Origin of the sequence: Variovorax sp. RA8, from assembly GCF_901827175.1 — a bacterium.
Lineage (GTDB): Bacteria > Pseudomonadota > Gammaproteobacteria > Burkholderiales > Burkholderiaceae_C > Variovorax.
Genome location: NZ_LR594662.1, coordinates 6,230,574 through 6,256,051 on the forward strand (window position 1 = coordinate 6,230,574; position 25,478 = coordinate 6,256,051).

Genomic DNA, 25,478 nt, shown 5'->3' on the forward strand with positions numbered 1-25,478 from the left:
GCAACGCTCGCAATCCTACCCAAGGGGGAGCGTCCGCAGGCCCAGGGGCCCGGCTGCATGGCGCGCGAGCGCCGCGAGGTCCAGCCGCGCGCCGCACAGCGCGATATGGCCGTCGGGCCGCAGCAAATAGAACGAAAGCTGCGGCAGCTTCTGGCGCGCCAGTTCCGCTGCGTTGCCGGGGTCCGGCGGGAAGGCATGGACGCGCACCCGCTCGCCGGGCAGGAGCAGGGGCGCCTGCGGCGCCGGCTGGCCGAACACGAGCAGGTGGAAATGCAGGTCATCGAGCTTGTCGAACACGTCCTGCGGCGGCCCGTCCGCCGAGAAGCGCAGCCGAAGCCACGGAAAACGATCGCCAGCGCGCGGCGCGCCCTGGGGCGGGTCGTCCAGCGAGAGCGACAGGGCGCTGGCTCGATAGTGGATGCCGATCTGCGACACCACCCGAAAGGCCATGCGTTGAATGCGCGGCCGGCTCATGGCCAGCGCGCCGACGCGTGCCAGCACCTCGGTGCGCAGCAGGCCGGCGAACCAGTTGTCGGACACCACCAGCTTGAAGCCGCGGTCGGTGGTGTCGAGCAGGCGTCGCGCGACCGGCAGGCGCTCGGCCTCGTACGAGTCCAGCAGCGCCTCATCGGCCTGCCCCTGCACGACCAGGGCCAGCTTCCACCCCAGGTTGTAGGCGTCCTGCAGGCCCGTGTTCATGCCCTGCGCGCCGACCGGGCTGTGGATGTGGGCCGCATCGCCGAGCACGAAGGCGCGGCCCTCGCGAAAGCGCGAGGCGCTGCGGTGATGGATGCGGTAGGTGGAGAACCAGCTGCAGCCCTCGAAGGCGAGGCCGGCGCCGGCCTCCTTGCGCACAGAGGGAATCACGTCATCGAAGCGCACACCCTCCCTGTCGCGCAGCGCCGCCGGCAGGATGCCGACCAGGCGCCAGTGGTCCTGCCCGCGCATCGGGAACAGCAGGTGGAAGCCGTCCTTGTACAGGTAGACGTTGACCTCGTCCGGCACCATGCTGCCGGTCGCCTGCACGTCGGCGACGAAGAACACATGCTCGTAGGACGCGCCCGGAAAGCCGATTCCGCTCTGCTCGCGCACCGCGCTGCGGGCGCCGTCGCAGCCGGCGACCCAGGCGGTCTCGATCTCCTGCATCTCGCCGCTCGCCAGCTTCAGCGTCGCCGTCGCGCACTCGGGCGTCTGGGTGAGGGCCAGCAGCTCGGTGTTCCAGCGGACCGAGAGGCCGAAGTCGTGCAGCCGCTCGCCCAGGATCTTCTCGTTGTCGTCCTGTCCGAGCACGAGAATGTAGGGATAGGGGCTCAGCTGCGCGCCCGCATCGCCGAGCGGAACGCGTGCCATGCGCCGCCCTTCGGCCCACAGGTTGGCGCCCGAGCCGCGCTTGCCGAGCGCCAGTGCGCGGTCCACCACGCCCAGCTTCGCGTAGATCTCCAGCGTGCGCGCCTGCACGCCCAGGGCCCGGGTCTCGCGCGCCGGTCCCGCGTGGCGATCGATGATCAGCGTGCGCACGCCACGACGCGCTAGCTGGTTGGCCAGCATGAGGCCGGTGGGACCGGCACCGACGACAAGGACATCGCAATCCATGGCCACTCCTTTCAGGCGCTTTCACCCGTTCGTCATTGGGCGCCTGCAGATCGTCCTCGCGCAACTCCCGGCGACCGAGGCCAGCCGGAGCCGGCGCGCGCGCATGGCGCACGATGCGGCACACGGCTACCATGCGCGTGGCGCGCGGTGCGCCTGGCAGGAGGACGTATGGCGACAGCGGGGGAAGGCGGCGCGGCGGACTTCGGCGCCGCCCGAAACGCATGGTGGAACTGGGACGTGCCGCCCTGGCCGTGGTCGTCGGTCGCACCGCAGCGGCTCGATCAGCAGATCAACCCGGGCTGGTCGCTGTTCAACGTCACCTACAACAACTCTTCAGCGCCCGCCATCGAGCGCGATGTGCTGCAGCAGCACAGCTACGGGCGCCAGATCGGCCGGCTGATGGACGCGATCTCGGTCCTGGTCGAGCGCCTTCCGGCCAGCGCCAGGGACGATCCGCGCATCGACGACTTCAAGGCGCTTGCGGATGACATTGCGCGCATCAAGAAGAATGCGCGCCTGCCCCGGCTGGAACGCCTGCAGCAGGACATCGAGGCGCTGCGGGAGGAGGACCCGAAGGCCTATGCGCAGCTCAAGGCCATGCTCGCGCGCTGACGCGCCACCCTCAACCCCGCACCGCCGCTACCACCGCCTCGCCCATCTCGCGCGTGCCCACGCGCCGCATGCCGGGCTGGAAGATGTCGCCGGTGCGCAGGCCCTCGGCCAGCACCTTGCGGACCGCGGCCTCGACGCGGTCCGCGTGCTCGGCCAGCCCGAAGGAATAGCGCAGCATCATCGCCATCGAGAGGATGGCGGCGAGCGGGTTCGCCAGGTCCTTGCCGGCGATGTCGGGCGCCGTGCCGTGCACCGGCTCGTACAGCCCCTTGGTGCCCGCAGCCATCGAGGCCGAAGGCAACATGCCGATCGACCCGGTCAGCATCGCGGCCGCATCCGAGAGGATGTCGCCGAAGATGTTGCCGGTGACGATCACGTCGAACTGCTTCGGCGCGCGCATCAGCTGCATCGCGGCGGCGTCGACGAAGAGATGCGTGAGCTCCACGTCCGGGTACTCGGCGCCGACGCGCGTGACCACCTCTCGCCACAGCTGCATCACCTCCAGCACGTTGGCCTTGTCCACCGAGCAGAGCTTGCGCCGGCGCGCCCGCGCGGTGCGGAAGGCGACGTGCGCGATGCGCTCCACTTCGGGCTCGGAGTAGCGCATCGTGTTGAAGGCCTCGCGCTCGCCGCGCGCGTTGGTGCCGCTGCCGCGCGGCTCGCCGAAGTAGACATCGCCGGTGAGCTCGCGCAGGATCATCAGGTCCAGGCCCTCGATCACCTCGGGCTTGAGGGTGGAGGCGCCGATCAGCTCGGGAAAGAGGAAGGCCGGCCGGAAGTTGGCGAACAAGCCCAGGTCCTGGCGCAGCCGCAGCAGGCTGGCGCCGGGCCGCATGGCAAAGGCGATGGCCTCGTCGCCGGGCATCCCGGCAGAGCCGAACAGGATGGCGTCCGCGGCGCGCGCGATGGCGAGCGTGGCCTGCGGCAGCGGGTCGCCGGCACTGTCGATGCCGGCCTGGCCGATCGGCGCCTCGACCAGCTCCACGGCCTGGCCGGAACCCAGCACGGCCTTCAGCACGCGCACGGCTTCGGCCGTGACTTCGGGGCCGATGCCGTCACCGGGCAACACTGCGATCTTCATGGGGAACAACTCTTTCTTCAGGCAGGAGGAACAGACGGAAGGGGTGAAAGAAGCCAGGCGCGCTCGCGCTCGAAGGCCTCGATGCGCGCGGTCTGGCCGAGGGTGTAGTCCAGCTCGTCCAGGCCCTCGAGCAGGCACTGGCGCGCGAAGGGATCGATCTCGAAGGCATCGCAGCCACCGTCGCTCGCGTGCACGCGCTGGGCCGCCAGGTCGATGCGCAGGTGCGCACCGGGCTCGCGCTGCAGCAGGGCCAGCAGCGCCTCGACGCGCGGCTCGGGCAGGCGCACGGGCAGCAGGCCGTTCTTCAGCGCGTTGGAGAAGAAGATGTCGCCGAAGCTGGGCGCGATCACGGCGCGGAAGCCGCCGTCGACCAGCGCCCACACGGCGTGCTCGCGCGAGGAGCCGCAGCCGAAGTTGCGGCCCGCCACGAGGATGCGGGCCTGCGCATAGGCCGTGTCGTTGAGCGGGAAATCGGCGCGCCGCGCGCCCTGCGCATCGTGCCGCACGTCGCGGAACAGGAACTCGCCGAAGTCGGCGGCGCGCGGCTTCTGCAGGTAGAGCGCCGGCACGATCTGGTCGGTGTCGACGTTGATGCGCGCCAGCGGCGCGGCCACGGCATCGAGCTGGGTGAAGGCTTGCATGGTGTGCGTCCTCAGTGCGCCTGCAGCAGCGCGCGCACGTCGGTCAGCCGCCCCGTCACCGCCGCGGCGGCGGCCATGGCGGGGCTCATCAGGTGTGTGCGCGCGCCCGGCCCTTGCCGGCCCACGAAGTTGCGGTTGGAGGTGGAGGCGCAGCGCTGCCCCGGCGCGACCTGGTCGCCGTTGGTGCCCAGGCACATCGAGCAGCCCGCATGCCGCCACTGGAAGCCGGCCGCGCGGAACACCGCGTCCAGGCCCTCGTCCTCGGCCTGCTGCTTGACCAGGCCGGAGCCGGGCACCACCCAGGCCTCCACGCCCTCGGCCACGCGGCGGCCGCGCGCCACCGCGGCGGCGCTGCGCAGGTCCTCGATGCGGCCATTGGTGCAGGAGCCGATGAAGACGCGCTGCACCGCGATGTCTTCCAGCCGCTGGCCGGGGGCGAGGCCCATGTAGGCCAGGACACCCTGCATCGCAGCGCGCCGGTCGGCATCGCCGGCTTCCGCCGGATCGGGCACGCGGCCCGAGATGGGCAGCACGTCCTCGGGGCTGGTGCCCCAGGTGACCATGGGCGCGATTTCGTTGGCATGCAGCGCGATCTCGCGGTCGAAGGCGGCCTCGGCATCGCCGGGCAGCTGGCGCCAGCGGGCGAGCGCGGCCTCCCAGTCGGCGCCCGTCGGCGCCTGCGGGCGGCCGGCCAGCCACGCGAAGGTGGTGTCGTCCGGCGCGATCATCCCGGCGCGCGCGCCAGCCTCGATGGACATGTTGCACACGGTCATGCGTGCTTCCATCGACAACGCGCGGATCGCCTCGCCCGCGTACTCGATCACATGGCCGGTCGCGCCCGCGGCGCCGATGCGGCCGATGATGGCCAGGATGATGTCCTTGGCGGTCACGCCCGCACCCAGCCGGCCGTCGACGCTGACGCGCAGCGTGCGCGGCTTGCGCTGCCACAGGGCCTGCGTGGCCAGCACATGCGCCACTTCCGAAGCCCCGATGCCGAAGGCCAGCGCGCCCAATGCGCCATGCGTGGAGGTGTGGCTGTCGCCGCAAACGATCAGCATGCCCGGCAGGCTCAGGCCCTGCTCGGGGCCGACCACGTGCACGATGCCTTGGCGCAGGTCGTCCAGGCCGAAGAAGCGGATGCCGGAGGCAGCGCAGTCGTCGGCCAGCGCCTGGGCCATGGCGCGCTTCTCCGGATCGGCGATGCGGCCGAGGTCACGCGAGGCGGTGGGCACGTAGTGGTCCGGCGTGGCGAAGGCCAGGTCCGGGCGTCGCACCGGCAGGCCGCGCTCGCGCAGCATCTGGAAGGCCGGGGCGGAGCCGTCCTGCACCAGGTGCCGATCGACATGGAGCAGGCTCTGCCCGTCGTCGCGCTGCATCACGACATGCTGCGACCAGATCTTGTCGAACAAGGTGCGGGGAGCGGGAGAAGCAGGCATCGGCATCAGTCCAGCTTGGCCCCCGACAGGCGCACGATCGATTCGTAGCGCTTGATCTCGGAAACGATGAACTGCCCGAATTCCTCCGGCGTGCCACCGCCCACCTCGGCGCCGAACTCGGCCATGCGCCGCTTCATGTCGGGGGACTGCAGCACCTCGTTGGCCTGCGCGTTGAGCTTGTCGATGATCGGCCGCGGCGTGCCCGCGGGCGCCATCAGTCCGTACCAGGACGAGGCATAGATGCCGGGCAGCCCGGCCTCGTCGAAGGTGGGCACATTGGGCAGCGCCGGGTTGCGCTGCTTCGAGGCCACGGCCAGCGCGCGCATCCGGCCGCTCGCCACGAAGGGCAGGCAGGTGGTGGTGTCGAGCATCAGCGAGATGTGGCCGGCCGCCAGGTCCGCCTCGGCCGGCGCGGTGCCCTTGTAGGGCACGTGCACGATGTCGATCTTCGCGGCCGACATGAACTGCACCGCCGCCAGGTGCTGCGAGGAGCCGACGCCGCCCGAGCCGTAGTTGAGCTTGCCGGGGTTGGCCTTGGCCGCGTCGATCACGTCCTTGACTGTCTTGAAGGGCGAGGAGGCCGGCACCACCAGGATGTTCGGCACGGCCGAGACGTAGACGATGGGCGCGAAGTCCTTGATCGGGTCGAAGCCCAGCTTGTTGTAGAGGTGGACGTTGACCGCGTTCGGGCTGATCGAGCCCATCAGCAGGTTGTAGCCGTCGGGCCTGGCGCGCGCTGCGAGCTCGGTGCCGATGTTGCCGCCCGCGCCGCCGCGGTTGTCGATGACGATGGGCTGGCCCAGCTTCTGCGCCAGCGGCTCGGAGATCATGCGCGCCGTGGTGTCGACGCCGCCGCCGGCGGGCCAGGGCACCATGAGCTTGATGGGCTGGTTGGGGTAGCCGCCGCTGGCGGTCTGCGCGCCCGCCCCAGCGGCCGCGGCGAACAGCACGGCCATCAGGCAGGCATGCGCTTTCTTCATCGTCATGACTTCGTCTCCTGTCTTTGTAGTGGGGACGATGCTAAGAACGTAGGGCCTGCGCGGCAATCACAATTAAGGCATGGGTGGCATGATAAAAACTCATGCCCAAGGAGCCACGCCCATGCCACGCCGACTGCCTCCCCTCAATGCCCTGCGCGCCTTCGAAGCCGCGGCGCGCTGCGGCAACTTCACGCGCGCCGCCCAGGAGCTGTGCGTCACGCAGGGCGCGGTGAGCCGGCACATCGCAACGCTCGAAGGCTGGCTGCAGGTGGCGCTGTTCGAGCGCGGGCGCCACGGCATCTCGCTCACGCCGGCCGGCCAGAACTACTTCGGCACGGTGCGGGCGGCGCTGGACCAGATCGAGTACGGCACGCGCCAGTTGCAGGCCAACCCCGACGAGCGGCGCCTGCGGATCAAGCTGCCGCCGACCTTCGCGATCCGCTGGCTGGTGCCGCGCCTGGCGCGCTTCCATGCGCTGCATCCGCGCATCGACGTGCAGATCACCACCTCGCACGAGCGCGCCGACTTCGCCCGCGAGGACGTGGACGTGAGCATCCATTCCGAGCCGGTGGCGCCCATGGGCCCGGGTTTCCGTCGCCTCTTCGGAGAGACGCTGGTGCCGGTCTGTGCGCCGGGCCTGCTGGAGCGTGGTCCGCCGCTGCGCGAGCCGGGCGAGCTCGCAGCGCATGTGCTGCTGTGCTCGATGAACCGTCCCAAGGACTGGCCGGCCTGGCTCGCGGCAGCGGGCGCACCGCAGATCGACGGCAACAACGGCCTGAAGTTCGAGAACGCCGCGCTGGCCTACCAGGCAGCAGCGGACCGGCTGGGCGTGATGGTCGCGCTCGACGCCTTCGTGCGCGACGACCTGGCCTCGGGCCGGCTGGTGGCGCCCTTCGCGCTGCGGGTGCCGACGCGCGGCGCCTACTACCTCGCGTGGCGCGACGACGCGCCGCAACCCGAGCGCGTGAAGGCCTTCGAGGCCTGGATCGTGCAGGAGGCCGAAGCGATGGAGGCGACTTCGGCCGCCGTGCCGCCCGAAGCGGCCTGACTCGGCTTCTCAGTCGCTGGCCCGGCTCATGGCCGCCAGCAGGCACTGGCTGAAGGCCGCGAGCGCGCTGCCGCGCGGGCGGCCCTTGCGGGTGATCTCGTAGAACTCGAGCGCCACCCGCGGGCGCGTCAGCGGCACCATCTGCAAGCGGTAGCGAAGCGACGCCGAGGCCACGAACGAGGGCAGGACCGCATGGCCGGCGCCGGCTTCGACCATGGCCAGCACGGTGTGCAGGTGGTTGAAGGTGCGCTGCGAGGGCTGGCTGCGGCCGATGCTCGCGAGCTGGGCATCGACCTGCTGCTGGATCGGGTTGTCCGCCGGCAGCGACAGCAGCGCCAGGTCGCGCAGCTCGCTCCAGCGCAGCCGTTCGCCGGTGCCCGGGAGCGCTGCGCCCTGCGGCGCGACCAGCACCAGCTCGCTCATCTGCAAGAGCATCCGGCGCAGGTCGCCGGCCGCCTCCAGGAACACGCCGTAGCCGGCATCCAGCTCGCCGGCCTGGACCTTCTGGCGGATCTGCGCGCGGTCCAGGTCCTGCACGACGACGCTCGTCTGCGGGCGTTGCGCGGCAAAGGCCGCGCAGGCGAGCGGCAGCACGCAGGACGCGACCAGCGGGGTGGCGCCGATCACCAGGGTCTGGCTCTCGGCCGCCGAAAGCCGCCCCAGCGAGGCCGCGGCGCCTTCGAGCTCCGCCAGCACGCGCGTGGCGACCGGCAGGAAGGCACGGCCGGCATCGGTGAGCGACACGGCGCGCGTGGTGCGGTCGAAGAGGCGGCAATCGAGCTGCGTCTCGATGTCGCGCAGCATGCCACTCAGGCCTGCCTGCGAGATGTGCAGCTGCTCGGCGGCGCGCGTGATGCTCTGGAGCCGGGCGATCAGGGTGAAGGCGCGGATCTGGCGCAAGGAGAGGTTCATGCGCGTTGCTCAGGGGCTCGGCGATTCATCGCTGCAGCTTATCAAATCATCGCAGACTGCTGATTTACTGATGACCGTGCCTGCGGTGCAATACGCATTCATCGGCGCCGCGCGAGCGGCGCTGTCCTGATTCGAACGGAGACTTTCAATTGCGACGCCAGACTGAAGGCCGCCTCGCGCGGCGCCTGCTCCTCGTTGCGGCCGCGGCCGCCCTGATCTCGCCCGGCCCCGCCCTCGCCCAGGGCGACTACCCCAGCCGCCCCGTCACGATCGTGGTGCCGTTCCCGGCGGGCGGACCGACGGACGCCAGTGCGCGCCTCTTCGCCAAGGCCATGACCGATGCCCTCGGCCAGCCGATCGTGATCGACAACCGCGGCGGCGCGGGCGGCACGCTGGGCAGCAACTTCGTCGCGCAATCGACGGCCGACGGCTACACGCTCCTGTGGGGCGGGACCAGCACGCTGGCAGTCGCGCCCGGGCTCTACAAGAACCTGAAGTACGACGTGAAGTCCTTCGTGCCCATCGGCATGGCCCTGCGCGGCCCGCTGATGCTGGCGGGCCGACCTTCGCTGGAGGCGACCGACCTCGCGGCCCTGCTGCGCAAGGCGAAGCAGCAGCCGCTGACGGTCGCGACGGCGGGCAACGGCTCGATCGGGCACCTGGCGACGGAGTACCTGCGCGAGACCGCGAAGGTCCAGCTGACGCACGTGCCGTACCGCGGCGGCGCGCCGGCGCTGAACGACGCGCTCGGCGGGCAGGTCGACCTGATCTTCGACAACGCGTCGGCGCTCTACCCGCACGTGAAGGCCGGCAAGCTGCGCGCCTATGCGGTGGGCGGTGCGCAGCCCTACGCGCCGGCGCCCGAGGTGCCCACCGCGAGGTCGGTGCTCGGCACCGACTTCCAGGCCTACTCGTGGTTCGGCCTGGTGGCGCCGGCCGCGACGCCGGCGCCGGTGGTGCAGAAGCTGGTCGCCGCCTTCGAGAAGTCCGCGCAGTCGCCCGAGGTGAAGCGCGAGCTGTCCAGCACGGGCCTGGAGCCCGGCGTGCCGGGCGCCAAGGCCTTTGCCGAGGTGATCCACGCCGACTACCGGAAGTGGTCCGGGATCATCACCCGCGCCGACGTGCGCGCGGATTGACGCAACCAGGACGCCGCCCCGCGCGGCCCAGGACATGAAAGCAAAGATTCTGATTGCAGGCGCCGGGCTCGGCGGCCTGACGGCGGCGCTCGCCCTGCTGCGCCAGGGCCACGAGGTCCAGGTGCTCGAACAGGCGGCGCAGCTCAGCGAGGTGGGCGCGGGCCTGCAGCTGAGCGCCAACGCCACCCGCGTCCTCGAGGGCATGGAACTGGCCGCGCCGCTGCGCGCCGTGGCCAGCGAGCCCGCCGGCAAGGAGGTGCGGCTCTGGAGCACGGGGCAGACGTGGAAGCTGTTCGATCTCGGCGCGGAGTCCATCGCGCAGTACGGCCATCCCTACTACACGATCTACCGGCCTGACCTGCACCGGCTGTTGGTGGAGGCGGTGGAGGCAGCACGGCCCGGCGCCATCGTGCTGGGCGCGCGCTGCACCGGCTTCGAGGAGGCGGGCGACAGCGTGACCGTCTCGACCGAGGACGCACGACGATTCGCCGGCGATGTGCTGGTCGGCGCCGACGGCGTGCATTCGCGCATCCGCCGCCAGCTCTTCGGCGGCGACGAACCGGTGTTCTCGGGCTGCCTGGCCTGGCGCGGCGTGATCCCGAGCGAGCGCCTGCCCGAGCGCCTGCGCCGCCCGGTGGGCACCAACTGGATCGGCCCCGGGGGGCATGTCATCCATTACCCGCTGCGCCGCGGCGAGCTGGTGAACTTCGTCGGGATCGTCGAGCGCAGCGACTGGACGGTGGAATCGTGGACCGCCGCCGGCACCGTGGAGGAATGCGTGCGCGACTTCGCCGGCTGGCACGAGGACGTCCACACGCTGATCCGCAGCCTGGAAGTGCCGTACAAGTGGGCGTTGATGCAGCGCGAGCCCATGGCCCGGTGGTCGCGCGGCCGCGTGACGCTGCTCGGCGATGCCTGCCACCCCACCCTGCCCTTCCTGGCGCAGGGCGCGGCGATGGCGATCGAGGACGGCGCGATGCTCGCGCGCTGCCTGGCCGCCCCGGACGCCGGCGATCTGCCCGCCGCGTTGCGCCGATACCAGGACGCCCGGATGGAACGCACCCGTGCCATCGTGCTGCGCTCCGCCGAGAACGCCAGGCGCTTCCACAACCCGGCGCTGGCCTCGGCCGAAGGCGCGGTGCAGTACGTGGACCGCGAGTGGGCCGAGGCCAAGGTGCGAGAGCGCTACCACTGGCTGTTCGACTACAAGGTCGACCAGGTGCCACTTCCGGCGTGAGGGGCGCGCCCGTCTCGCCGTGCGTTCGATCAGCGCCCGCTCCCGCAGGCCGCGCCTTGCCAGCGGCCCTTCAATCGAGCTTGACCTTCGCCTGCCGGATCACCCGGCCCCACATCGCGCGGTCGGCCTCGATGAAGGCGCTGAATTCGGCCGGCGTGTTGCAGCGCAGTTCGCCGCCGTAGGAGCGCCACTTGTCGGCAAGCTCCTTCGACTCGCAGGCCTTCTTCATCGCGGCGCTGAGCTTGTCGAGGACCGGCTGGGGCGTGCCGGCGGGCGCGAGCAGCCCCTGCCAGGCGATGGGCGCGTAGTCGGGCAGGCCGCTCTCGGCAAAGGTCGGCACCTCCGGGAAGCTCGGATGCCGCGCCTTGCCGGTGATGGCCAGCAGCCTGAGCTTGCCCGCCCGGATGTTGCCGGCCGCCGCGGGCAGGCCGTCGAACATCAGTTGCACCTGTCCGCCGAGCAGGTCGGTGTAGGGACTGTTGCTGTTGTAGGGCACGAGGCTGGTCTTGACGCCCGCGGCCTCGTTGAACCAGACGCCCGAGAGGTGCGAATAGCTGCCGATGCCGGCGGTCGCGACGGTCACCGAGTCGGGCCTGGCCTTGAGCTCGGCGATGAGCGCGCGCGCATCCCTGGCCGGCAGCGCCGGCGTGGCGATCAGGCCGGTGTTGAGCACGCCCATCAGGCTGATGGGCGCGAAGTCGCGCTCGGCGTTGAAGGGCAGCTTCGCGTAGAGATGCGGCACCACCGACAGCGAGCTCGTGGTGCCGATGTAGAGCGAGTAGCCGTCGGCCGGCGCCTTGGCCGCCGCTTCCGTTCCGATGATGTTCGAGGCGCCCGGGCGGTTCTCGACGAAGAAGGACTGCCCCAGCACCTTGGTGAGCTCGGCCGCGATCTCGCGTGCATTCGCATCGGGTCCGCTGCCGGCCGGGAAGGGGGCAATGATGCGGACCGGCTTGGCTGGGTAGTCCTGTGCGTGGACGGCGAGCGTGGCCAGTGCGAAGGTGGCGCCGGCGAGCAGGCGCCGGGCGAGCGGGGCAATGGGCTTCATGGAATGTCTCCTGATGAGGGTGGGGTCGCCTGCATCCTACGAAAACATTGCCGTATTGTCAAAATACGATAATTCAGTTGTCTTTTCTCATTTTGTTGCCGACAATCTACTCACCGCTATCGTTTTGAGATATCAGACATGAGTCAACACCCGGACGCTGCCTCCACGACCCTGTCCTTGCAGTTCAGCCACATCGGCTTCTACGTGCGCGACCTGCCCGGCATGGCGCGCTTCTACAAGGAAGCCCTGCGCTTCACCCAGACCGACGCCGGCGACCTCGGGGCGGTGCAGCTCGTGTTCCTGAGCCGCGACCCGGCCGAGCACCACCAGATCGTGCTGGCGACGGGGCGGCCTGCCGAGCTGCCCTTCAACCCGATCAACCAGATCTCGTTCCGCGTACCCGACATCGCGACGCTGCGGCGCTTTCATGCCCGCCTGGTCGAGCATGGCGCGCAGGACGTGCAGCCGGTGACGCACGGCAACGCGATCTCCATCTACTGCCGCGACCCCGAAGGCAACCGGCTCGAGCTCTTCGTCGACACGCCGTGGTACTGCGAGCAGCCGCTGCGCCAGCCCATCGACCTGGCCGAATCGGACGAGCAGATCCTCGCGCGCGCAGAGGCCATCGCGAAGCGCCTGCCGAAGTTCATGAGCCGCGCCGAATGGCAGGCCCAGGTCGCCCGGCAAATGGAGCAAGACCAGCGTGGATGACCCCACCGTCTTCGACGTCGCGATCGTCGGCCTCGGTCCGACCGGCGCCACGCTGGCCAACCTGCTCGGCAGCGCGGGCCTGTCGGTGCTGGTGATCGAGAAGGAAGGCGCCATCTACCCGCTGCCGCGCGCGATCCACTTCGACGGCGAGGTCATGCGCGTGTTCCAGACCATCGGCCTGCGCGAGGCGGTGCTGGCGATATCGAGGCCGGGCACGCAGGGCATGCATTTCGTCAATGCAGCCGGCGAGACCCTGCTGATCCGCGGCGGCACCGCGGCGCTGGGGCCGCATGGCTGCGCCAACAACTACTACTTTCACCAGCCCGAGCTGGAGGCGCTGCTGCGCCGGGGGCTGGATCGCTTCGACAACGTCTCGGTGCTGCTGCGCCACGAGCTCGCCGGCATTGCCGAGGATGACGAAGCCGCGACGCTCTCGGTGCGCGCCCTCGAGGACGGCCGCGCGCGCACTTTCACGGCTCGGTACGTGGTCGGCGCCGACGGTGCGCGCTCTCCGGTGCGCGCGCACATGGGCAGCCCGATGCACGACCTCGGCCTGCGTCAGCCCTGGCTGGTGTTCGACGTGATGCTCCGCAAGGACGTGGACCTGCCCGACCACACGGTCCAGCACTGCGACCCGGCCCGGCCCATGACCTACTGCAACGTGACCGGCGCACGCCGGCGCTGGGAAATCATGGTCCTGCCCGAAGACGATCGCGAGGCGCTGCTCGCGCCCGAGACGCTGTGGGGGCTGGTCGGCCGCTGGATCGCGCCGGCCGATGCGACGCTCGAGCGCGCCGCGATCTACACCTTCCACTCGGTCATCGCCGAGGGATGGCGCCGTGGCCGGCTGCTGCTGGCCGGCGACGCCTGCCACCAGACACCGCCCTTCCTCGGCCAGGGCATGTGCGCCGGCATCCGCGATGCGGCCAACCTGGCCTGGAAGCTGGAGGCAGTGCTGCGCAGACGCGCGCCGCCGGCGCTGCTCGACAGCTACGAGAGCGAGCGTGCGCCGCACGTGCGCGCACTCATCGAGCTGGCAGTGCGGCTGGGCAACATCATCCAGACCACCGACGCGCGGGCAGCAGCCGAGCGCGACGCGAAGTTCCGCGCCGGCGAGCCCGAGGTCTTCGAGCTGCCGCCGCAGGCGCTGGGCACCGGCGCCTTCGACACCCGGCAGGGCGCGCCGGCCGGCCGCCCCTTCCCGCAGCCGCGGCTGGCCGATGGCCGACTGCTCGACGAACTGCTGGGCCGGCGCATCGCGGTGATCGGTCGCAACGGCTCGATCGCGGGCGTCTCGCGCGCCAGCGCCGAGCGCTGGCGGCGCGCCGGTGCGATCGTGATCGACCGGCCCGATCCCTGCCTTGTGCAGTGGCTGGACGCGCATGAAGCCGACGCCGTGGTGCTGCGCCCCGACCGATATATCGTCGGGGTCGCGCGCACCGCTGGCGAGTTGGATGACCTCACGCACCTGCTGCCGGTCGCGCCATGACTGCAAGACCGACTGCAAGGACCCCGCGTGAGCGAAGAAAAATCCAACTCCAGCCTCGAACGCATGCTCGGCGTGCTCGATCTCTTCGACGACCGGCGCCTCTCGCTGACCGCGGAGGACATCGCGGCTGCGCTGGAGGTCTCGCTGCCCACCGGCTACCGCTACGTTCGCACGCTGCTGGAAGCCGGCCTGCTGCAGCGGGTGGAGAATTCGCACTACACGCTGGGCCCGCGCATCATCCTGCTGGACCACTACATCCGCCGGGCCGACCCGGTGCTGCGCGAGGGCATCCCGGTCATGCGCGAGCTGGTGCAGCAGACCGGCTTCGACTGCGTGACTTCCGGCCTCTTCGGCACGCAGGTGCTCGACACCCATCGCGAGATGGGCAGCATGCCCGCCACCCTGGCCTACGGGCGCGGCCGCCCCCGGCCGCTGTTCCAGGGCGGTGCGCCCAAGGTGCTGCTCGCCACCTTCACGCCGACCCAGTTGCGCAAGGTCTTCGAGGCGCGTCGCGAGGAGGCGGTGCGCTGCGGCCTGCCTGGCGAGTGGAGCGAATTCCGCAAGTACTACGCGGCGATCCGCCGGGCCGGCCACTACCTCTCGATGGGCGAGCTCGAGCCGCAGCTGGCGGCGGTGGCCGCACCGATCCTCAAGAGCGACGGCAGCGCCTGGGGCGCGCTGTCGCTGGTGCTGGAGACCTCGCGGCTGGCGATCGTCGACACGCGCAAGCTGGTCCAGCTGGTGAGCGAAGGCGCCGGGCGCATCGCGGCGCGGCTGGCCTGAACGCTTCCTTCCCTTTCCCGTTCTTCTTATCTTCTCCGGATTCCACTTCATCATGAAACTCATCAGCTACCGCTACCAGGACCAGGACAGCTACGGCGCCGTGCAGGGCGACCGCGTCATCGACCTGCGTGCCGTGTTCGGCACGCGTGCGGCGGACCTCAAGGCCCTGATCGCAGCCGACCTGCTGGCCGAGGCCGCGCAGGCCGCGGCCCAGGCGAAGGAATCGCTGCCGCTGGCCGAAGTGCAACGGCTCCCCGTGATCCCCAATCCCGGCAAGATCGTCTGCGTGGGCCTCAACTACGGCGAGCACGTGCGCGAGACGGGCCGCACCATCACCGAGCAGCCCACGCTGTTCCTGCGCGTGGCCGAGTCGCAGCTTGCGCACGGCGAGGACATCGTGCTGCCGCCCGAATCGAGCAAGCTGGACTACGAGGGCGAGATCGCGATCGTGATCGGCCGCGGCGGCCGCCGCATCCCCGAGGCCGAGGCCTGGCAGCACATCGCCGGCTATGCCTGCTACAACGACGCGACCCTGCGGGACTGGCAGAGCGCCACGCCGCAGTGGACCGCCGGCAAGAACTTCTTTTGCACCGGCGGCTTCGGCCCCTGGCTCGTCACGCGCGACGAGATCGCCGACGACCAGGTGATGACGCTGGTCACGCGCCTCAATGGCCAGGAGATGCAGCGCACCACCACCGACAAGCTGATCCACAGCATCCCGCGCCAGATCGCGCACATCTCGGCCTTCACCCCGCTCGCCCCGGGCGACGTGATCGTGACCGGCACGCCCGGCGGCGTCGGTGCCAAGCGAACCCCGCCGGTGTGGATGAAGGCGGGCGACGTGGTGGAGGTGGAGGTCGACGCCATCGGCGTGCTGCGCAACGGCGTGCGGGCGGAATAGCGCCGGCAAGCGCGCGCGCCACGCCGCAATACGTGAGCGCGCGCAGCGCACTGTCGTGCGCCGCTTGTTCCCTCGGGTTCGCCGCGCATTTGCGGCCTTATCCGACAGCGCAAGCGCCGGGAATTGGGCAGTCTTGGCGGGTTTTGCTTCGCCGATTGCTCCATGAAACCCCCTAGCTCGATCGACCCCGAGGACTTCCAGCGCCTGCTCGGCCGTAACCTCAAGCTGCCGCTGGCCGGGGGTGTTCTCGGCGCCATGGTCTTCGTGGCACTGATCGTCTACCTGCTGTCGACGATCGCCTGGGTCGAGCACACCGACCGTGTCACACGCAACGCGGCGGAAGTGCAGCGCCGCAGCATCGACATGGAAACCGGCATGCGCGGCTTCCTGATCACGGGCGACGACTCATTCCTGGAGCGCTACGACAGCGCGCAGGCGCGCATCAAGACCGACCTGGGGGCGCTGCGATCGCTGGTGTCGGACAACCGGCAGCAGGTCGACCGCATCGACCGGATCGCCTCGCTGCAGAACGCCTGGAACGAGTTCTCGCGCGAGATGATCGCGCTGCGCCGCGCCGGCGGCGACTACCAGGCCCCGATCCGCCTTGGCCGAGGCAAGCGCATGAGCGACGACATGCGCGCCGAGTTCACGGCTTTCACCGACACCGAGCAGGCCCTGCGCTTCCAGCGCAACAACGACGCCAACCGCACCGCCTGGGGCGTCATCGGCCTGTTCGTCTTCTTCACCCTGCTGACCACCGGACTGCTTGCCTACTTCGGCCGGCGCCAGCTGCTGCGCCTGTCGCAGAGCTACGACGGGGTGCTGAAGGAGCAGGCGGCCCACGCCGACACGCTGCAGCAGCAGGCCTGGCTGCGCGGCGCGCAGACCGAGCTGACGGCCGAGCTGGTCGGCGAACTCGGCGCGCAGGAAATGGGCCGCAAGGTACTGGGCTTCTTCGCCCGGAAGGTGGGCAGCACGGTCGGTGCGGTGTACCTGCGCGAGCGCCACGGTGCACTGCGGCGGGTGGCCAGCTACGGCTTCTCGAGCGAGGCCGAGGCCACGCCGCAGGTCTTCTCTGCCGCCGAAAGCCTGGTCGGACAGGTAGCGTCGGAAAATCGGCTGCAGGTGCTCGAGCCCGTCGGGGCCAGCTACCTCAAGGTCAACTCCGGCCTGGGCGAGACGACGCCGGCCGCCGTGGTGATGCTGCCCGTGGCGAGCGACGGCATCGTGAACGGGGTGGTCGAACTCGGCCTGCTGCGCCCGCCCGGCGAACGGGCGGCGCAGCTGCTCGACCTGGTGGCCGGCAACATCGGCAGCGCGGTGGCCGCTGCACGCTACCGCGAACAGCTGCAGGACGCGCTTGCCGAAACCCAGCAGCTCAACGAGGAGCTGCAGGTCCAGCAGGAGGAACTGCGCACCGCCAACGAGGAACTCGAGGAGCAGTCGCGCGCGCTGCGGGCCTCCCAGGCCACGCTGGAGAACCAGCAGGCGGAGCTCGAGCAGACCAACAGCCAGCTGTCCGAGCGCACCGAGGCCCTGGACCTTCGCAACGCCGCGCTGCGCCGCGCGCAACGCGAGCTCGAGGAACGTGCCGAGGAGCTGCAGCGCGCGAGCCGCTACAAGTCGGAATTCCTCGCCAACATGTCGCACGAATTGCGAACGCCGCTCAACAGCGCCCTGATCCTCGCCAAGCTCCTCGGCGACAACGCCCAGGGCAACCTGAACGCCGAGCAGGTGAAGTTCGCCGAGTCGATCTACGCCTCCGGCAACGACCTCCTGCTGCTGATCAACGACATCCTGGACATCTCCAAGGTCGAGGCAGGCAAGCTGGAGGTGGTGCCCGAGCGATTCGAGATCGCGAAGCTGGCCGAGAGCCTGAAGATGAGCTTCGTGCCGCAGGCGGCGCAGAAGGGGCTGGCCTTCCGCCTCGACGTACGGCCCGACGCGCCAGCCGCGCTGGTCAACGACCGCCAGCGGGTCGAGCAGATCCTGAAGAACCTGCTGTCGAACGCGCTCAAGTTCACCGAGCGCGGCGAGGTGGCGTTGACCATGACCGGCGCGCCCGACGGCGGCGCGAGCTTCGCGGTCTCCGACTCCGGCATCGGCATTCCCGCCGACCAGCAGCAGGTGATCTTCGAGGCCTTCCGCCAGGCGGACGGCACCACCAGCCGCCGCTATGGCGGCACCGGGCTCGGCCTTTCGATCTCGCGCGACCTCACGCGGCTGCTCGGGGGAACGCTGACCGTCCACAGCGTGCCGGGCACGGGCAGCACCTTCACGCTGCACCTGCCGGCCGAGGCGCCACAGCTCCGCCAGCCGAATGGCACCGGTGCCGCGCCTGTTCCAACGCACGCGCCCGCCCCTGCCGAACCCCGGCCGCCGGCTGCGACGCCTGCGCCGGCCTTCCCCGACGACCGTGCGCTGCCACGCGACCAGACCCGGTGCGTGCTCGTGATCGAGGACGAACCGCAGTTCGCCCACATCCTCTTCGACCTTGCCCACGAGCTCGGCTACCGCTGCCTGGTCGCGCACGGCGCGGCGGAGGGCTACGCGCTTGCAACCCAGCACCTGCCCGATGCCATCCTGCTCGACATGCGCCTGCCCGACGATCCGGGCCTCGGCGTGCTGCAGCGCCTGAAGGACGACCCCCGCACGCGGCACATCCCGGTGCATGTGGTGTCGGCCCTCGACAGCTCGGAAGCGGCCCTTCACATGGGCGCCATCGGCTACGCGCGCAAACCCACTTCGCGCGAGGAGCTCAAGGAGGTGTTCCGTCGCTTCGAGCACAAGCTCTCGCAGAAGGTCAAGGCCGTGCTCCTGGTCGAGGACGACCCGCTGCAGCGCGAGGCCGTGACGGAGCTGATCGCCGACGACGACGTCGCCATCACCGCGGTCGAGCGCGGCGAGGAGGCGCTGGCACTGCTGCGCAGCCGCGTCTTCGACTGCATGGTCATCGACCTGCGGCTGCCGGACATGCAGGGCAGCGAGCTGCTCAAGCGCATGGCGAGCGAGGAGATCGTGTCCTTCCCGCCCGTGATCGTCTACACCGGCCGCAACCTCACGCGCGACGAGGAAGCCGAGCTTCTTCGCTATTCGCGCTCGATCATCATCAAGGGCGCCCGCTCGCCGGAGCGGCTGCTCGACGAGGTCACGTTGTTCCTGCACAAGGTGGAGTCGGACCTGTCGAGCGAACGGCAGAGCATGCTGCGCAGCGCCCGCGGACGCGACCGCGTCTTCGAGGGCCGCCGCATCCTGCTGGTGGACGACGACGTGCGCAACATCTTCGCGCTCACGAGCGCGCTGGAGCAGCGCGGCGCCGCGGTCGAGATCGCCCGCAACGGGCGCGAGGCGCTCGACAAGCTCGACCAGGTGGACGACATCGACCTCGTGCTGATGGATGTCATGATGCCGGAGATGGACGGCCTCGAGGCCACGCGCCGCCTGCGCCAGGACCCGCGCTTCGAGAAGCTGCCGGTGATCGCCGTGACGGCCAAGGCCATGAAGGACGACCAGGAGCAATGCCTTGCGGCCGGCGCCAGCGACTACCTCGCCAAGCCGGTGGACCTGGACCGGCTGTTCTCGCTGCTGCGCGTGTGGATGCCCAAGCTGGAGCGCCTGTGAATCCCGTCCCGCCGCCCCCGAGCGACAGCGACATCGAGCTGCGGCTCCTGATGGAGGCCATCTACCTGAAGTACAGCTACGACTTCCGCGACTACACCGGGGCGTCGCAGAAACGGCGCGTGCAGTACGCGCTGGGCCAGTTCGGCCTGCCCACGATCTCGGCGCTGCAGGAGCGGGTACTGCGCGACCGCGACGTGTTCGGCCGGCTGCTGCAGTACCTGACGATCCCGGTGAGCGAGATGTTCCGCGACCCCGCGTACTTCCTCGCCCTGCGCCGCCTGGTGGTGCCCATGCTGCACACCTATCCCTCCGTCAAGATCTGGGTCGCGGGCTGCAGCACCGGCGAGGAGGTGTTCTCGCTGGCCATCCTGCTGCGCGAGGAAGGGCTGCTCGCGCGCACCCGGATCTACGCCACCGACATCAATCCGGCTTCCCTCGACAAGGCGCGCCAGGGCATCTTCCCGCTCGAATCGGTGCGCCAGTACACGGCCAACTACCAGCAGGCCGGCGGCATGCGCGCCTTCTCCGATTACTACACGGCGGCTTACGACGCCGCGCGCTTCGACCCCTCCCTCTGCGCGGACGTGATCTTCGCGGACCACAGCCTGGCCACCGACAGCGTGTTCGCGGAGACGCAGCTGGTCTCGTGCCGCAACGTGCTGATCTACTTCAACCGCCAGCTGCAGGACCGCGCGCTCGGCCTGTTCCACGAGTCGCTGTCCCATCGGGGCTTCCTCGGCCTCGGCGCCAAGGAAAGCATCGATTTCTCCGGCTATGCCGATCGCTTCGAGGTGCTCTCGCGCGCCGAACGCATCTACCGGAAGCGCACATGAAGCGAAGCGCGCCCTCCCGCCGTCTCCCGCGCATCGACGCTGCGGTGATCGGCGCGTCTGCGGGCGGCGTCGATGCGCTGGTGGCGCTCTTCAACGGGCTGCCTGCACACTGGCGGCTGCCGCTGGTGGTGGTGATCCATCTGCCCGGCAACCACGACAGTCGGCTGGCCGAGGTCTTCAGGCCGAGAGTGCCGCTGGCGGTACGCGAAGCCGAGGACAAGGCGCCGGTCGCGGCCGCCACGCTCTACTTCGCACCGCCCGGCTACCACCTGTCGATCGAGCACGACCGCAGTTTCTCGCTGAGCTGCGAGCCGCCCGTGCACTTCTCGCGGCCTTCGATCGACGTGCTGATGGCCTCGGCGGCCGACGCCTACGGGCCGGCATTGGCCGGGCTGCTCCTGACCGGCGCCAACGAAGACGGCGCCGAGGGCCTGCTGTGCATCCATCGCGCGGGTGGGCTCACGGCGGTCCAGGACCCCGCCGAGGCGCAGGTCCCGACCATGCCGCTGGCGGCGATCAAGGCTCACCAACCCGATTTCGTGCAACCCTTGCGCGAGCTGCGCAACCTGCTTCTCCAACTGGATTCAGCCCATGGCCGCCCTTGACGTCGAAAGCAAGCTTCTGATCGTCGACGATCTGCCCGAGAACCTGCTCGCCCTCGATGCGCTGGTGCGCGGGCCGGCGAAGAAGGTGTACCAGGCAGCGTCCGCGGAGCAGGCGCTCGCGCTCCTGCTGGAGCACGAGTTCGCGCTTGCGATCCTGGACGTGCAGATGCCGGGCATGAACGGCTTCGACCTGGCCGAAATGATGCGCGGCACCGAGCGCACGCGCCACATTCCCATCATCTTCGTGAGCGCGGCGGGACGCGAGATGAACTACGCCTTCAAGGGCTACGAGAGCGGTGCCGTCGACTTCCTGCAGAAGCCCCTCGATGCCCACGCCGTCACCAGCAAGGTCAACGTTTTCGTCGACCTGTACAGGCACCGCAAGGCACTCAGGCGCGAGATGGACGCGCTGGCGGCGTCGCACCGCCAGCAGGAGGAACTGGTGCAGCAGCTGCAGTGCGCGCAGCGCGAACTGGAGCGGTCGGTGCGCATGCGCGACGACTTCATGTCGATGGTCTCGCACGAGCTGCGCACACCGCTCAACACCCTCTACCTCGAGACCCAGGTGCGCAAGCTGCACCTCGGCAAAGGCAATATGACGCTCTTCACGCCCGAGCGGCTGGCGGCCATGATCGAACGCGACCAGCGCCAGATCCAGAACATGGTGCGGCTCATCGACGACATGCTGGACGTGACGCGCATGCGCAGCGGCGCGCTGTCGATCCAGCCCAAGCCCATGGACCTCGCGGCCCTGGCCCGCCACGTCGCCGAGAGCTTCGCGCAGCAGGCCGAGGCTGTCGGCTCGACCATCGAAGTGCATGCGCCGCGGCAGCTGGAAGGCGTGTGGGACGAGTTCCGGATCGAGCAGGTGCTCAGCAACCTGATGACCAACGCGCTGCGCTATGGCTGCGGAGGGCTGGTCGAGATGCAGGTGCAGCAGGAAGACGGCATGGCGCGCCTATCCGTTCGCGACCACGGCATGGGCATCGCGCCGGCCGACCACGCGCGCATCTTCGAGCAGTTCGAGCGCACCGACGCCAGCCGCAAGCACGCCGCAGGACTGGGCCTGGGGCTGTACATCACGCGCCAGATCGTCCTCGCGCACGGAGGCGAGATCGGCGTCGACAGCGTCCAGGGGGAGGGCGCGCTGTTCACGGTCCGCCTGCCGCTGGCGGCCCGCACATGAGGACCGCCCCCGCGCGCGGTGCCGCCGCGGCAGCGAGTCCTGCGGTCAGTTCGCGATCTGCTGCCGCCTCGCACCACCCTGCCGCTCGAGCATCCACCCCGGATACTCCGCCGGCAGCGCGCTCACCTTGTCCAGCTGCGCCAGCTCCTCGCCGCTCAGCTTCACCGCGGTCGCCGCGATGTTGTCGTCCAGCTGGTCCACGCGCTTCGCGCCGATGATCACGCTGGTGACCACCGGCTGGTGCAGCAGCCAGGCCAGCGCGACCTGCGCCACCGAAACCTTCTTCGCCTCGGCGATGGCGCGCATCGCGTCGATGGCGTCCCAGGCGCGGTCGAGCTGCACCGGCGGGAAGTCGAAGGTGGTGCGGCGGCTGCCCTGTTCGGCCTGGGTGGCTTGGGTGTTGCGGCCATATTTGCCGCTGAGCAGGCCGCCCGCGAGCGGGCTCCAGACCATCAGGCCGACCTGCTCGCTCAGCAGCATCGGCACCAGCTCGCGCTCAAGGTCGCGGCCGGCGACGGTGTAGTAGGCCTGCAGCGACTCGAAGCGCGCCAGGCCCAGGCGCTCGGAGATGCCCTGCGCCTTCGCGATCTGCCAGGCCGCCCAGTTCGACACGCCCACGTAGCGCACCAGGCCCTGCTGCACCAGGGCGTCCAGGGCACGCAGGGTTTCCTCCATCGGCGTCGCCGGATCGAAGCCGTGCACCTGGTAGAGGTCGATGTGGTCCAGCTGCAGCCGCTTCAGGCTGGCCTGCACGCTCTCGAGGATGTGATAGCGCGAGAGGCCGCGCGAGTTGGGGCCCTTGGTGCCGGTCTCGCCCAGCACCTTGGTCGCGACCACCACGTTCTCGCGCGGGACCTGGAGATTCCTGAGTGCCTGGCCGGTCATGATCTCCGAGCGGCCGTCGGCGTACACGTTCGCGGTGTCGATGAAGTTGATGCCGGCATCCAGGGCGCGGCCGACCAGCGCATCCACGTCGCCCTGCTGCAGGTTGCCGATCTGGCTCCATATCCCGCTCTCGCCACCGAAGGTCATGGTGCCGAGGCACAGTTCCGAAACGAAAAGGCCGGTGCGGCCGAATTTCCTGTATCGCATTGAAAAGCTCCTTCTGCTGAGGCGCGACAGTATCCGCCTCCAAGGGCTTGCGCCGCATGCCGGATCGTGGCGCGAACTTGCCCGATCCTGCAAAGCGAAGAGCGTTCAGCTCCCGGCCAGCGAGCGGGCAAGGTCCATGAAGTGGGCCAGCGGCGGCGTCGTCTTGCCGGGGACCTTGGCCGCGTCGTCGTAGCGCCGCAGCCGCACGGCCTCGGCCGCGAAGGGCTGGGCCCGGAAGCGCTCGGCCTCCTGCGGCGTATAGATGCCGCCCTGCAACTCCAGGCTGCGCTGGGAGGCGGGCGAGAGCGTGTCCCGGTAGCCGGGCTCGGCCGCGCACAGGTAGCGCTTGGCATCCACGTGCAGGCGCACCGGCTCCAGCACCGCCGGGGTGAACAGGCCGCGCAGGAAGGGCAGCGCGATGTACTGGTGCAGGTCGTCGCGCTGCTGCTGCGCCTGCACGGCCTCCTCGGCGCGCTCCGGCGCGAGCAGGTGGCCCAGGTCGTGCAGCAGGGCCGCGACGATGGTCTCGGGCGTTTCGCCGGCCTCCTCGGCGAGCTCGGCGCACTGCAGCGCATGCGCGAGCTGGCTCACGGCTTCGCGGCCGTACTGGCGCTGGCCCTTGGCCTCGAGCAGGCGGGCGATCTCTTCCAGGTTCAGGGCCATCGGTTCCTCGGCTTCTCAGACCAGCACTTTCCGGATCCGTGCGGACACCAGGTCGAGCAGGCTCACGCTGACCACGATGATGATCATCACGGCGCAGGTCTGGTCGTACTTGAAGCCGCGGATGATCTCCCACAGCACCACGCCGATGCCGCCCGCGCCCACCATGCCGACCACCGAGGCGGAGCGCACGTTGGACTCGAAGCGGTAGAGCGCGAAGGAGATCCACAGCGGCATCACCTGCGGGATCACGCCATAGACGATCTCGTGCAGCGCGCTCGCGCCGGTGGAGCGGATGCCTTCCACCGGCTGCGGGTCGATCGCCTCCACCGCCTCAGCGAAGAGCTTGGCGAGCACGCCGGTGGTGTGGACCCACAGCGCCAGCACGCCGGCGAAGGGGCCGAGGCCCACCGCCACCACGAAGAGCATGGCGAACACCATCTCGTTGATGGCGCGGCAGGCGTCCATCAAGCGGCGCATCGGCTGGTAGACCCACCAGGGCACGATGTTGGCCGAGGCCAGCAGCGCCATCGGCACGGCCGAGACCACTGCCAGCGCCGTGCCCCACAGCGCGATCTGCAGCGTGATCACCATCTCCTGCGCGTACATGCGCCAGTCGGTGAAGTCCGGCGGGAAGAACTCGGCCGCGTAAGTGGCCATGTTGCCGGAGTCGCGCAAGAGCTCCAGGGGCCGCATGTCGGCGCCGTTCCAGGAGGCGGCCAGCAGCAACAGCAGCAGGGCCCAGGAGAAGTGCCACGCGAGGTTGCGCTTCGGGGGCGCAGCCGCCGGCAACGGCGGGTGGGAGGTCAAGACCGTCGGATGCATGAGTGCATGGGTGGCGTGCGGGCGGGCGGCGCGAGCGCCGCCTGCGCCGTGGTCAGTTCAGGGCCGCGAGCTTCTTGTCGATGTCGGCCAGGCGGGTCTTCTTGTCCGTATCGGCGAGCGCGCTGTCGGACTCGATCTTGTTGCGCTGGCCGAACAGGTCGAGCTGGCGGATCGGGAGCAGTTGCTTGTCGCTCGACGCCTTGAAGCCCGAGAGCTTGGAGATCTTCATGACGATCTCCTTCTCGCGCGCGTCGGTCTTGGCGTAGTTGTAGAAGAAGTTCTTGAGCTTCGTCTTGGTCGCCTCGGGCAGGTCCTTGCGCATGACCAGCGGGTCGAGCGGGATCAGCGGCGAGGTCCAGATGACCTTGATCTCCTTGAACTTCTCGGGCGCGCGCTCCTTGATCTTGTCCAGGTTCTCGCTGTTGTTGGTCGCCACGTCCACCTGCTTGTTGGCCACCGCGAGCGCGTTGGTCTCGTGGTTGGCGCTGCGGGTGAGCTTGAACAGCGACTTGGCGTCCACCTTGTTCTGCGCGAAGGCGTAGTAGCCGGGCACCAGGAAGCCGGAGGTGGAGTTCGGGTCGCCGTTGCCGAAGCTCAGCGACTTGCCGTTCTTGAGCACGTCGTCCAGCGTGTTGAGCGGGCTGTCCTTGTGCACGATCAGGTGCGAGTAGTAGCCCTGGGTGCCGTCCGCGTTGACCATCTGCGCGAACACCTCGCCGCTCGCGCGGTCCACCGCCTCCATCGCCGACTTGTTGCCGAACCAGCCGAGCTGCACCTTGTTGAAGCGCATGCCTTCGATGATGCCGGCGTAGTCGGGCGCGAAGAAGGCCGTGACCTTGAGCCCTGTCTGGAGGCTCATGTCGTCGATCAGCGGCTGCCAGTCCTGCTTGAGGTTCTGCGTCGCCTCGGTCGAGATGATGCCGAAGGCGATGTCCTGCGCGAGCACCGCCGTCATGCCCAGGCCCAGGGCCAGGGCCGCACACAGTTTCTTGATCATGGAGTCACTCCAGGTTTGGAAGATGGAAGGAAGAGGAAGAGAAAAAGAGGG

General features: G+C 69.8%; 24 protein-coding genes. 13 read left to right on the top strand and 11 right to left on the bottom strand.

All coding sequences use genetic code 11. The features are described from left to right. Nucleotides 1–15: 15 nt before the first annotated feature. Complete coding sequence (locus tag E5P3_RS29665) at nucleotides 16–1,593, bottom strand: FAD-dependent monooxygenase (protein WP_162589233.1); 1,578 nt, start codon at nucleotides 1,591–1,593, stop codon at nucleotides 16–18. Nucleotides 1,594–1,761: 168 nt separating this feature from the next. On the opposite strand from E5P3_RS29665, the gene E5P3_RS29670 reads away from it, so the two are divergent. After that, nucleotides 1,762–2,205, top strand: coding sequence for a hypothetical protein (locus E5P3_RS29670; RefSeq protein WP_162589234.1), 444 nt, complete (start codon nucleotides 1,762–1,764; stop codon nucleotides 2,203–2,205). Between the two features lie 10 nt (nucleotides 2,206–2,215). Here E5P3_RS29670 and leuB read toward each other — a convergent pair whose 3' ends face one another. From leuB to E5P3_RS29690, 4 genes are read right to left on the bottom strand one after another with little or no spacing between them, the layout of a single operon-like run. Beyond that, nucleotides 2,216–3,286: a 3-isopropylmalate dehydrogenase gene (gene leuB / locus E5P3_RS29675; protein WP_162589235.1), complete on the bottom strand. Its 1,071-nt coding sequence runs from the start codon at nucleotides 3,284–3,286 to the stop codon at nucleotides 2,216–2,218. A 17-nt stretch (nucleotides 3,287–3,303) separates the two neighbouring features. Then, nucleotides 3,304–3,927 carry a 3-isopropylmalate dehydratase small subunit gene (gene leuD / locus E5P3_RS29680; protein WP_162589236.1) on the bottom strand — a complete coding sequence of 208 codons (624 nt, stop codon included), beginning with the start codon at nucleotides 3,925–3,927 and terminating at the stop codon, nucleotides 3,304–3,306. 11 nt (nucleotides 3,928–3,938) lie between these two features. After that, complete coding sequence (leuC, locus tag E5P3_RS29685; protein ID WP_162589237.1) at nucleotides 3,939–5,363, bottom strand: 3-isopropylmalate dehydratase large subunit; 1,425 nt, start codon at nucleotides 5,361–5,363, stop codon at nucleotides 3,939–3,941. A gap of 5 nt (nucleotides 5,364–5,368) precedes the next feature. Continuing rightward, entirely contained in the window at nucleotides 5,369–6,349 is a 981-nt protein-coding gene (locus tag E5P3_RS29690) for a Bug family tripartite tricarboxylate transporter substrate binding protein (RefSeq protein ID WP_162589238.1), read from the bottom strand. Between the two features lie 115 nt (nucleotides 6,350–6,464). Here E5P3_RS29690 and gcvA point away from each other — a divergent pair, with 115 nt between their 5' ends. Continuing rightward, nucleotides 6,465–7,391, top strand: coding sequence for a transcriptional regulator GcvA (gcvA, locus tag E5P3_RS29695; protein WP_162589239.1), 927 nt, complete (start codon nucleotides 6,465–6,467; stop codon nucleotides 7,389–7,391). Between the two features lie 9 nt (nucleotides 7,392–7,400). Here the strand turns inward: gcvA and E5P3_RS29700 are convergent, their stop codons facing one another. Next, nucleotides 7,401–8,303: a LysR family transcriptional regulator gene (locus E5P3_RS29700; RefSeq protein ID WP_162589240.1), complete on the bottom strand. Its 903-nt coding sequence runs from the start codon at nucleotides 8,301–8,303 to the stop codon at nucleotides 7,401–7,403. Here E5P3_RS29700 and E5P3_RS36215 point away from each other — a divergent pair. The 3 genes from E5P3_RS36215 to E5P3_RS29710 are packed head-to-tail and all read left to right on the top strand — an operon-like array spanning nucleotide 8,302 to nucleotide 10,676. Beyond that, on the top strand, nucleotides 8,302–8,433 hold the full coding sequence (locus E5P3_RS36215) for a hypothetical protein (RefSeq protein ID WP_269473999.1): 132 nt from the start codon (nucleotides 8,302–8,304) through the stop codon (nucleotides 8,431–8,433). The two genes, E5P3_RS29700 and E5P3_RS36215, sit on opposite strands and share 2 nt — an antisense overlap. A 19-nt stretch (nucleotides 8,434–8,452) precedes the next feature. Then, nucleotides 8,453–9,439 carry a Bug family tripartite tricarboxylate transporter substrate binding protein gene (locus E5P3_RS29705; protein WP_162589241.1) on the top strand — a complete coding sequence of 329 codons (987 nt, stop codon included), beginning with the start codon at nucleotides 8,453–8,455 and terminating at the stop codon, nucleotides 9,437–9,439. A 34-nt stretch (nucleotides 9,440–9,473) separates the two neighbouring features. Next, nucleotides 9,474–10,676 (top strand): FAD-dependent monooxygenase, encoded by a 1,203-nt coding sequence (locus E5P3_RS29710; protein ID WP_162589242.1) that lies wholly within the window; start codon nucleotides 9,474–9,476, stop codon nucleotides 10,674–10,676. 70 nt (nucleotides 10,677–10,746) lie between these two features. Here E5P3_RS29710 and E5P3_RS29715 read toward each other — a convergent pair whose 3' ends face one another. Beyond that, on the bottom strand, nucleotides 10,747–11,724 hold the full coding sequence (locus E5P3_RS29715) for a Bug family tripartite tricarboxylate transporter substrate binding protein (protein ID WP_162589243.1): 978 nt from the start codon (nucleotides 11,722–11,724) through the stop codon (nucleotides 10,747–10,749). Nucleotides 11,725–11,862: 138 nt separating this feature from the next. Between E5P3_RS29715 and E5P3_RS29720 the strand changes: the two genes are divergently transcribed. From E5P3_RS29720 to E5P3_RS29755, 8 genes are all read left to right on the top strand, one after another. Continuing rightward, nucleotides 11,863–12,435 carry a VOC family protein gene (locus E5P3_RS29720; protein ID WP_162589244.1) on the top strand — a complete coding sequence of 191 codons (573 nt, stop codon included), beginning with the start codon at nucleotides 11,863–11,865 and terminating at the stop codon, nucleotides 12,433–12,435. Next, nucleotides 12,428–13,924 (top strand): bifunctional 3-(3-hydroxy-phenyl)propionate/3-hydroxycinnamic acid hydroxylase MhpA, encoded by a 1,497-nt coding sequence (gene mhpA, locus E5P3_RS29725; RefSeq protein ID WP_162589245.1) that lies wholly within the window; start codon nucleotides 12,428–12,430, stop codon nucleotides 13,922–13,924. Before E5P3_RS29720 ends, mhpA begins: the two co-directional genes overlap by 8 nt. 27 nt (nucleotides 13,925–13,951) lie before the next feature. Beyond that, the gene (locus E5P3_RS29730) at nucleotides 13,952–14,707 is read left to right on the top strand and encodes an IclR family transcriptional regulator (RefSeq protein WP_232073370.1); all 756 of its coding nucleotides are present in this window, start codon (nucleotides 13,952–13,954) and stop codon (nucleotides 14,705–14,707) included. A gap of 52 nt (nucleotides 14,708–14,759) precedes the next feature. Beyond that, nucleotides 14,760–15,608: a fumarylacetoacetate hydrolase family protein gene (locus E5P3_RS29735; protein WP_162589246.1), complete on the top strand. Its 849-nt coding sequence runs from the start codon at nucleotides 14,760–14,762 to the stop codon at nucleotides 15,606–15,608. Nucleotides 15,609–15,770: 162 nt separating this feature from the next. Next, nucleotides 15,771–19,229 carry a response regulator gene (locus E5P3_RS29740; RefSeq protein ID WP_162589247.1) on the top strand — a complete coding sequence of 1,153 codons (3,459 nt, stop codon included), beginning with the start codon at nucleotides 15,771–15,773 and terminating at the stop codon, nucleotides 19,227–19,229. Between the two features lie 50 nt (nucleotides 19,230–19,279). After that, nucleotides 19,280–20,062 (top strand): CheR family methyltransferase, encoded by a 783-nt coding sequence (locus E5P3_RS29745; protein WP_232073507.1) that lies wholly within the window; start codon nucleotides 19,280–19,282, stop codon nucleotides 20,060–20,062. Continuing rightward, nucleotides 20,059–20,667, top strand: coding sequence for a chemotaxis protein CheB (locus tag E5P3_RS29750; protein WP_162589249.1), 609 nt, complete (start codon nucleotides 20,059–20,061; stop codon nucleotides 20,665–20,667). The genes E5P3_RS29745 and E5P3_RS29750 overlap by 4 nt, the downstream gene beginning before the upstream one ends. Then, nucleotides 20,654–21,853, top strand: a complete 1,200-nt coding sequence (locus E5P3_RS29755) for a hybrid sensor histidine kinase/response regulator (protein WP_162589250.1) — start codon at nucleotides 20,654–20,656, stop codon at nucleotides 21,851–21,853. The genes E5P3_RS29750 and E5P3_RS29755 overlap by 14 nt, the downstream gene beginning before the upstream one ends. A gap of 45 nt (nucleotides 21,854–21,898) precedes the next feature. Here the strand turns inward: E5P3_RS29755 and E5P3_RS29760 are convergent, their stop codons facing one another. The 4 genes from E5P3_RS29760 to phnD all read right to left on the bottom strand — a co-directional run bounded on the left by E5P3_RS29760 (nucleotide 21,899) and on the right by phnD (nucleotide 25,427). Further along, nucleotides 21,899–22,945, bottom strand: a complete 1,047-nt coding sequence (locus tag E5P3_RS29760) for an aldo/keto reductase (RefSeq protein ID WP_162589251.1) — start codon at nucleotides 22,943–22,945, stop codon at nucleotides 21,899–21,901. Between the two features lie 105 nt (nucleotides 22,946–23,050). Next, complete coding sequence (locus tag E5P3_RS29765) at nucleotides 23,051–23,608, bottom strand: phosphonate degradation HD-domain oxygenase (protein ID WP_162589252.1); 558 nt, start codon at nucleotides 23,606–23,608, stop codon at nucleotides 23,051–23,053. A gap of 15 nt (nucleotides 23,609–23,623) precedes the next feature. Continuing rightward, entirely contained in the window at nucleotides 23,624–24,430 is an 807-nt protein-coding gene (gene phnE / locus E5P3_RS29770; protein WP_162589253.1) for a phosphonate ABC transporter, permease protein PhnE, read from the bottom strand. A 52-nt stretch (nucleotides 24,431–24,482) separates the two neighbouring features. Continuing rightward, a complete protein-coding gene (phnD, locus tag E5P3_RS29775; RefSeq protein ID WP_162589254.1) occupies nucleotides 24,483–25,427 on the bottom strand; it encodes a phosphonate ABC transporter substrate-binding protein in 945 nt (314 codons plus the stop codon). Nucleotides 25,428–25,478: the final 51 nt, after the last annotated feature.

Excerpts from the sequence above, each read along its gene's own strand:
- E5P3_RS29750 (WP_162589249.1), top strand. The coding sequence starts at position 20,059 with ATGAAGCGAAGCGCGCCCTCCCGCCGTCTCCCGCGCATCGACGCTGCG.
- phnD (WP_162589254.1), bottom strand. The coding sequence starts at position 25,427 with ATGATCAAGAAACTGTGTGCGGCCCTGGCCCTGGGCCTGGGCATGACG.
- E5P3_RS29755 (WP_162589250.1), top strand. The coding sequence starts at position 20,654 with ATGGCCGCCCTTGACGTCGAAAGCAAGCTTCTGATCGTCGACGATCTG.
- leuC (WP_162589237.1), bottom strand. The coding sequence starts at position 5,363 with ATGCCTGCTTCTCCCGCTCCCCGCACCTTGTTCGACAAGATCTGGTCG.
- E5P3_RS29720 (WP_162589244.1), top strand. The coding sequence starts at position 11,863 with ATGAGTCAACACCCGGACGCTGCCTCCACGACCCTGTCCTTGCAGTTC.
- E5P3_RS29715 (WP_162589243.1), bottom strand. The coding sequence starts at position 11,724 with ATGAAGCCCATTGCCCCGCTCGCCCGGCGCCTGCTCGCCGGCGCCACC.
- phnE (WP_162589253.1), bottom strand. The coding sequence starts at position 24,430 with ATGCATCCGACGGTCTTGACCTCCCACCCGCCGTTGCCGGCGGCTGCG.
- E5P3_RS29700 (WP_162589240.1), bottom strand. The coding sequence starts at position 8,303 with ATGAACCTCTCCTTGCGCCAGATCCGCGCCTTCACCCTGATCGCCCGG.
- E5P3_RS29765 (WP_162589252.1), bottom strand. The coding sequence starts at position 23,608 with ATGGCCCTGAACCTGGAAGAGATCGCCCGCCTGCTCGAGGCCAAGGGC.
- E5P3_RS36215 (WP_269473999.1), top strand. The coding sequence starts at position 8,302 with ATGCGCGTTGCTCAGGGGCTCGGCGATTCATCGCTGCAGCTTATCAAA.
- E5P3_RS29760 (WP_162589251.1), bottom strand. The coding sequence starts at position 22,945 with ATGCGATACAGGAAATTCGGCCGCACCGGCCTTTTCGTTTCGGAACTG.
- leuD (WP_162589236.1), bottom strand. The coding sequence starts at position 3,927 with ATGCAAGCCTTCACCCAGCTCGATGCCGTGGCCGCGCCGCTGGCGCGC.
- leuB (WP_162589235.1), bottom strand. The coding sequence starts at position 3,286 with ATGAAGATCGCAGTGTTGCCCGGTGACGGCATCGGCCCCGAAGTCACG.
- E5P3_RS29665 (WP_162589233.1), bottom strand. The coding sequence starts at position 1,593 with ATGGATTGCGATGTCCTTGTCGTCGGTGCCGGTCCCACCGGCCTCATG.
- gcvA (WP_162589239.1), top strand. The coding sequence starts at position 6,465 with ATGCCACGCCGACTGCCTCCCCTCAATGCCCTGCGCGCCTTCGAAGCC.
- E5P3_RS29735 (WP_162589246.1), top strand. The coding sequence starts at position 14,760 with ATGAAACTCATCAGCTACCGCTACCAGGACCAGGACAGCTACGGCGCC.
- E5P3_RS29740 (WP_162589247.1), top strand. The coding sequence starts at position 15,771 with ATGAAACCCCCTAGCTCGATCGACCCCGAGGACTTCCAGCGCCTGCTC.
- E5P3_RS29670 (WP_162589234.1), top strand. The coding sequence starts at position 1,762 with ATGGCGACAGCGGGGGAAGGCGGCGCGGCGGACTTCGGCGCCGCCCGA.
- E5P3_RS29745 (WP_232073507.1), top strand. The coding sequence starts at position 19,280 with ATGGAGGCCATCTACCTGAAGTACAGCTACGACTTCCGCGACTACACC.
- E5P3_RS29690 (WP_162589238.1), bottom strand. The coding sequence starts at position 6,349 with ATGACGATGAAGAAAGCGCATGCCTGCCTGATGGCCGTGCTGTTCGCC.
- E5P3_RS29710 (WP_162589242.1), top strand. The coding sequence starts at position 9,474 with ATGAAAGCAAAGATTCTGATTGCAGGCGCCGGGCTCGGCGGCCTGACG.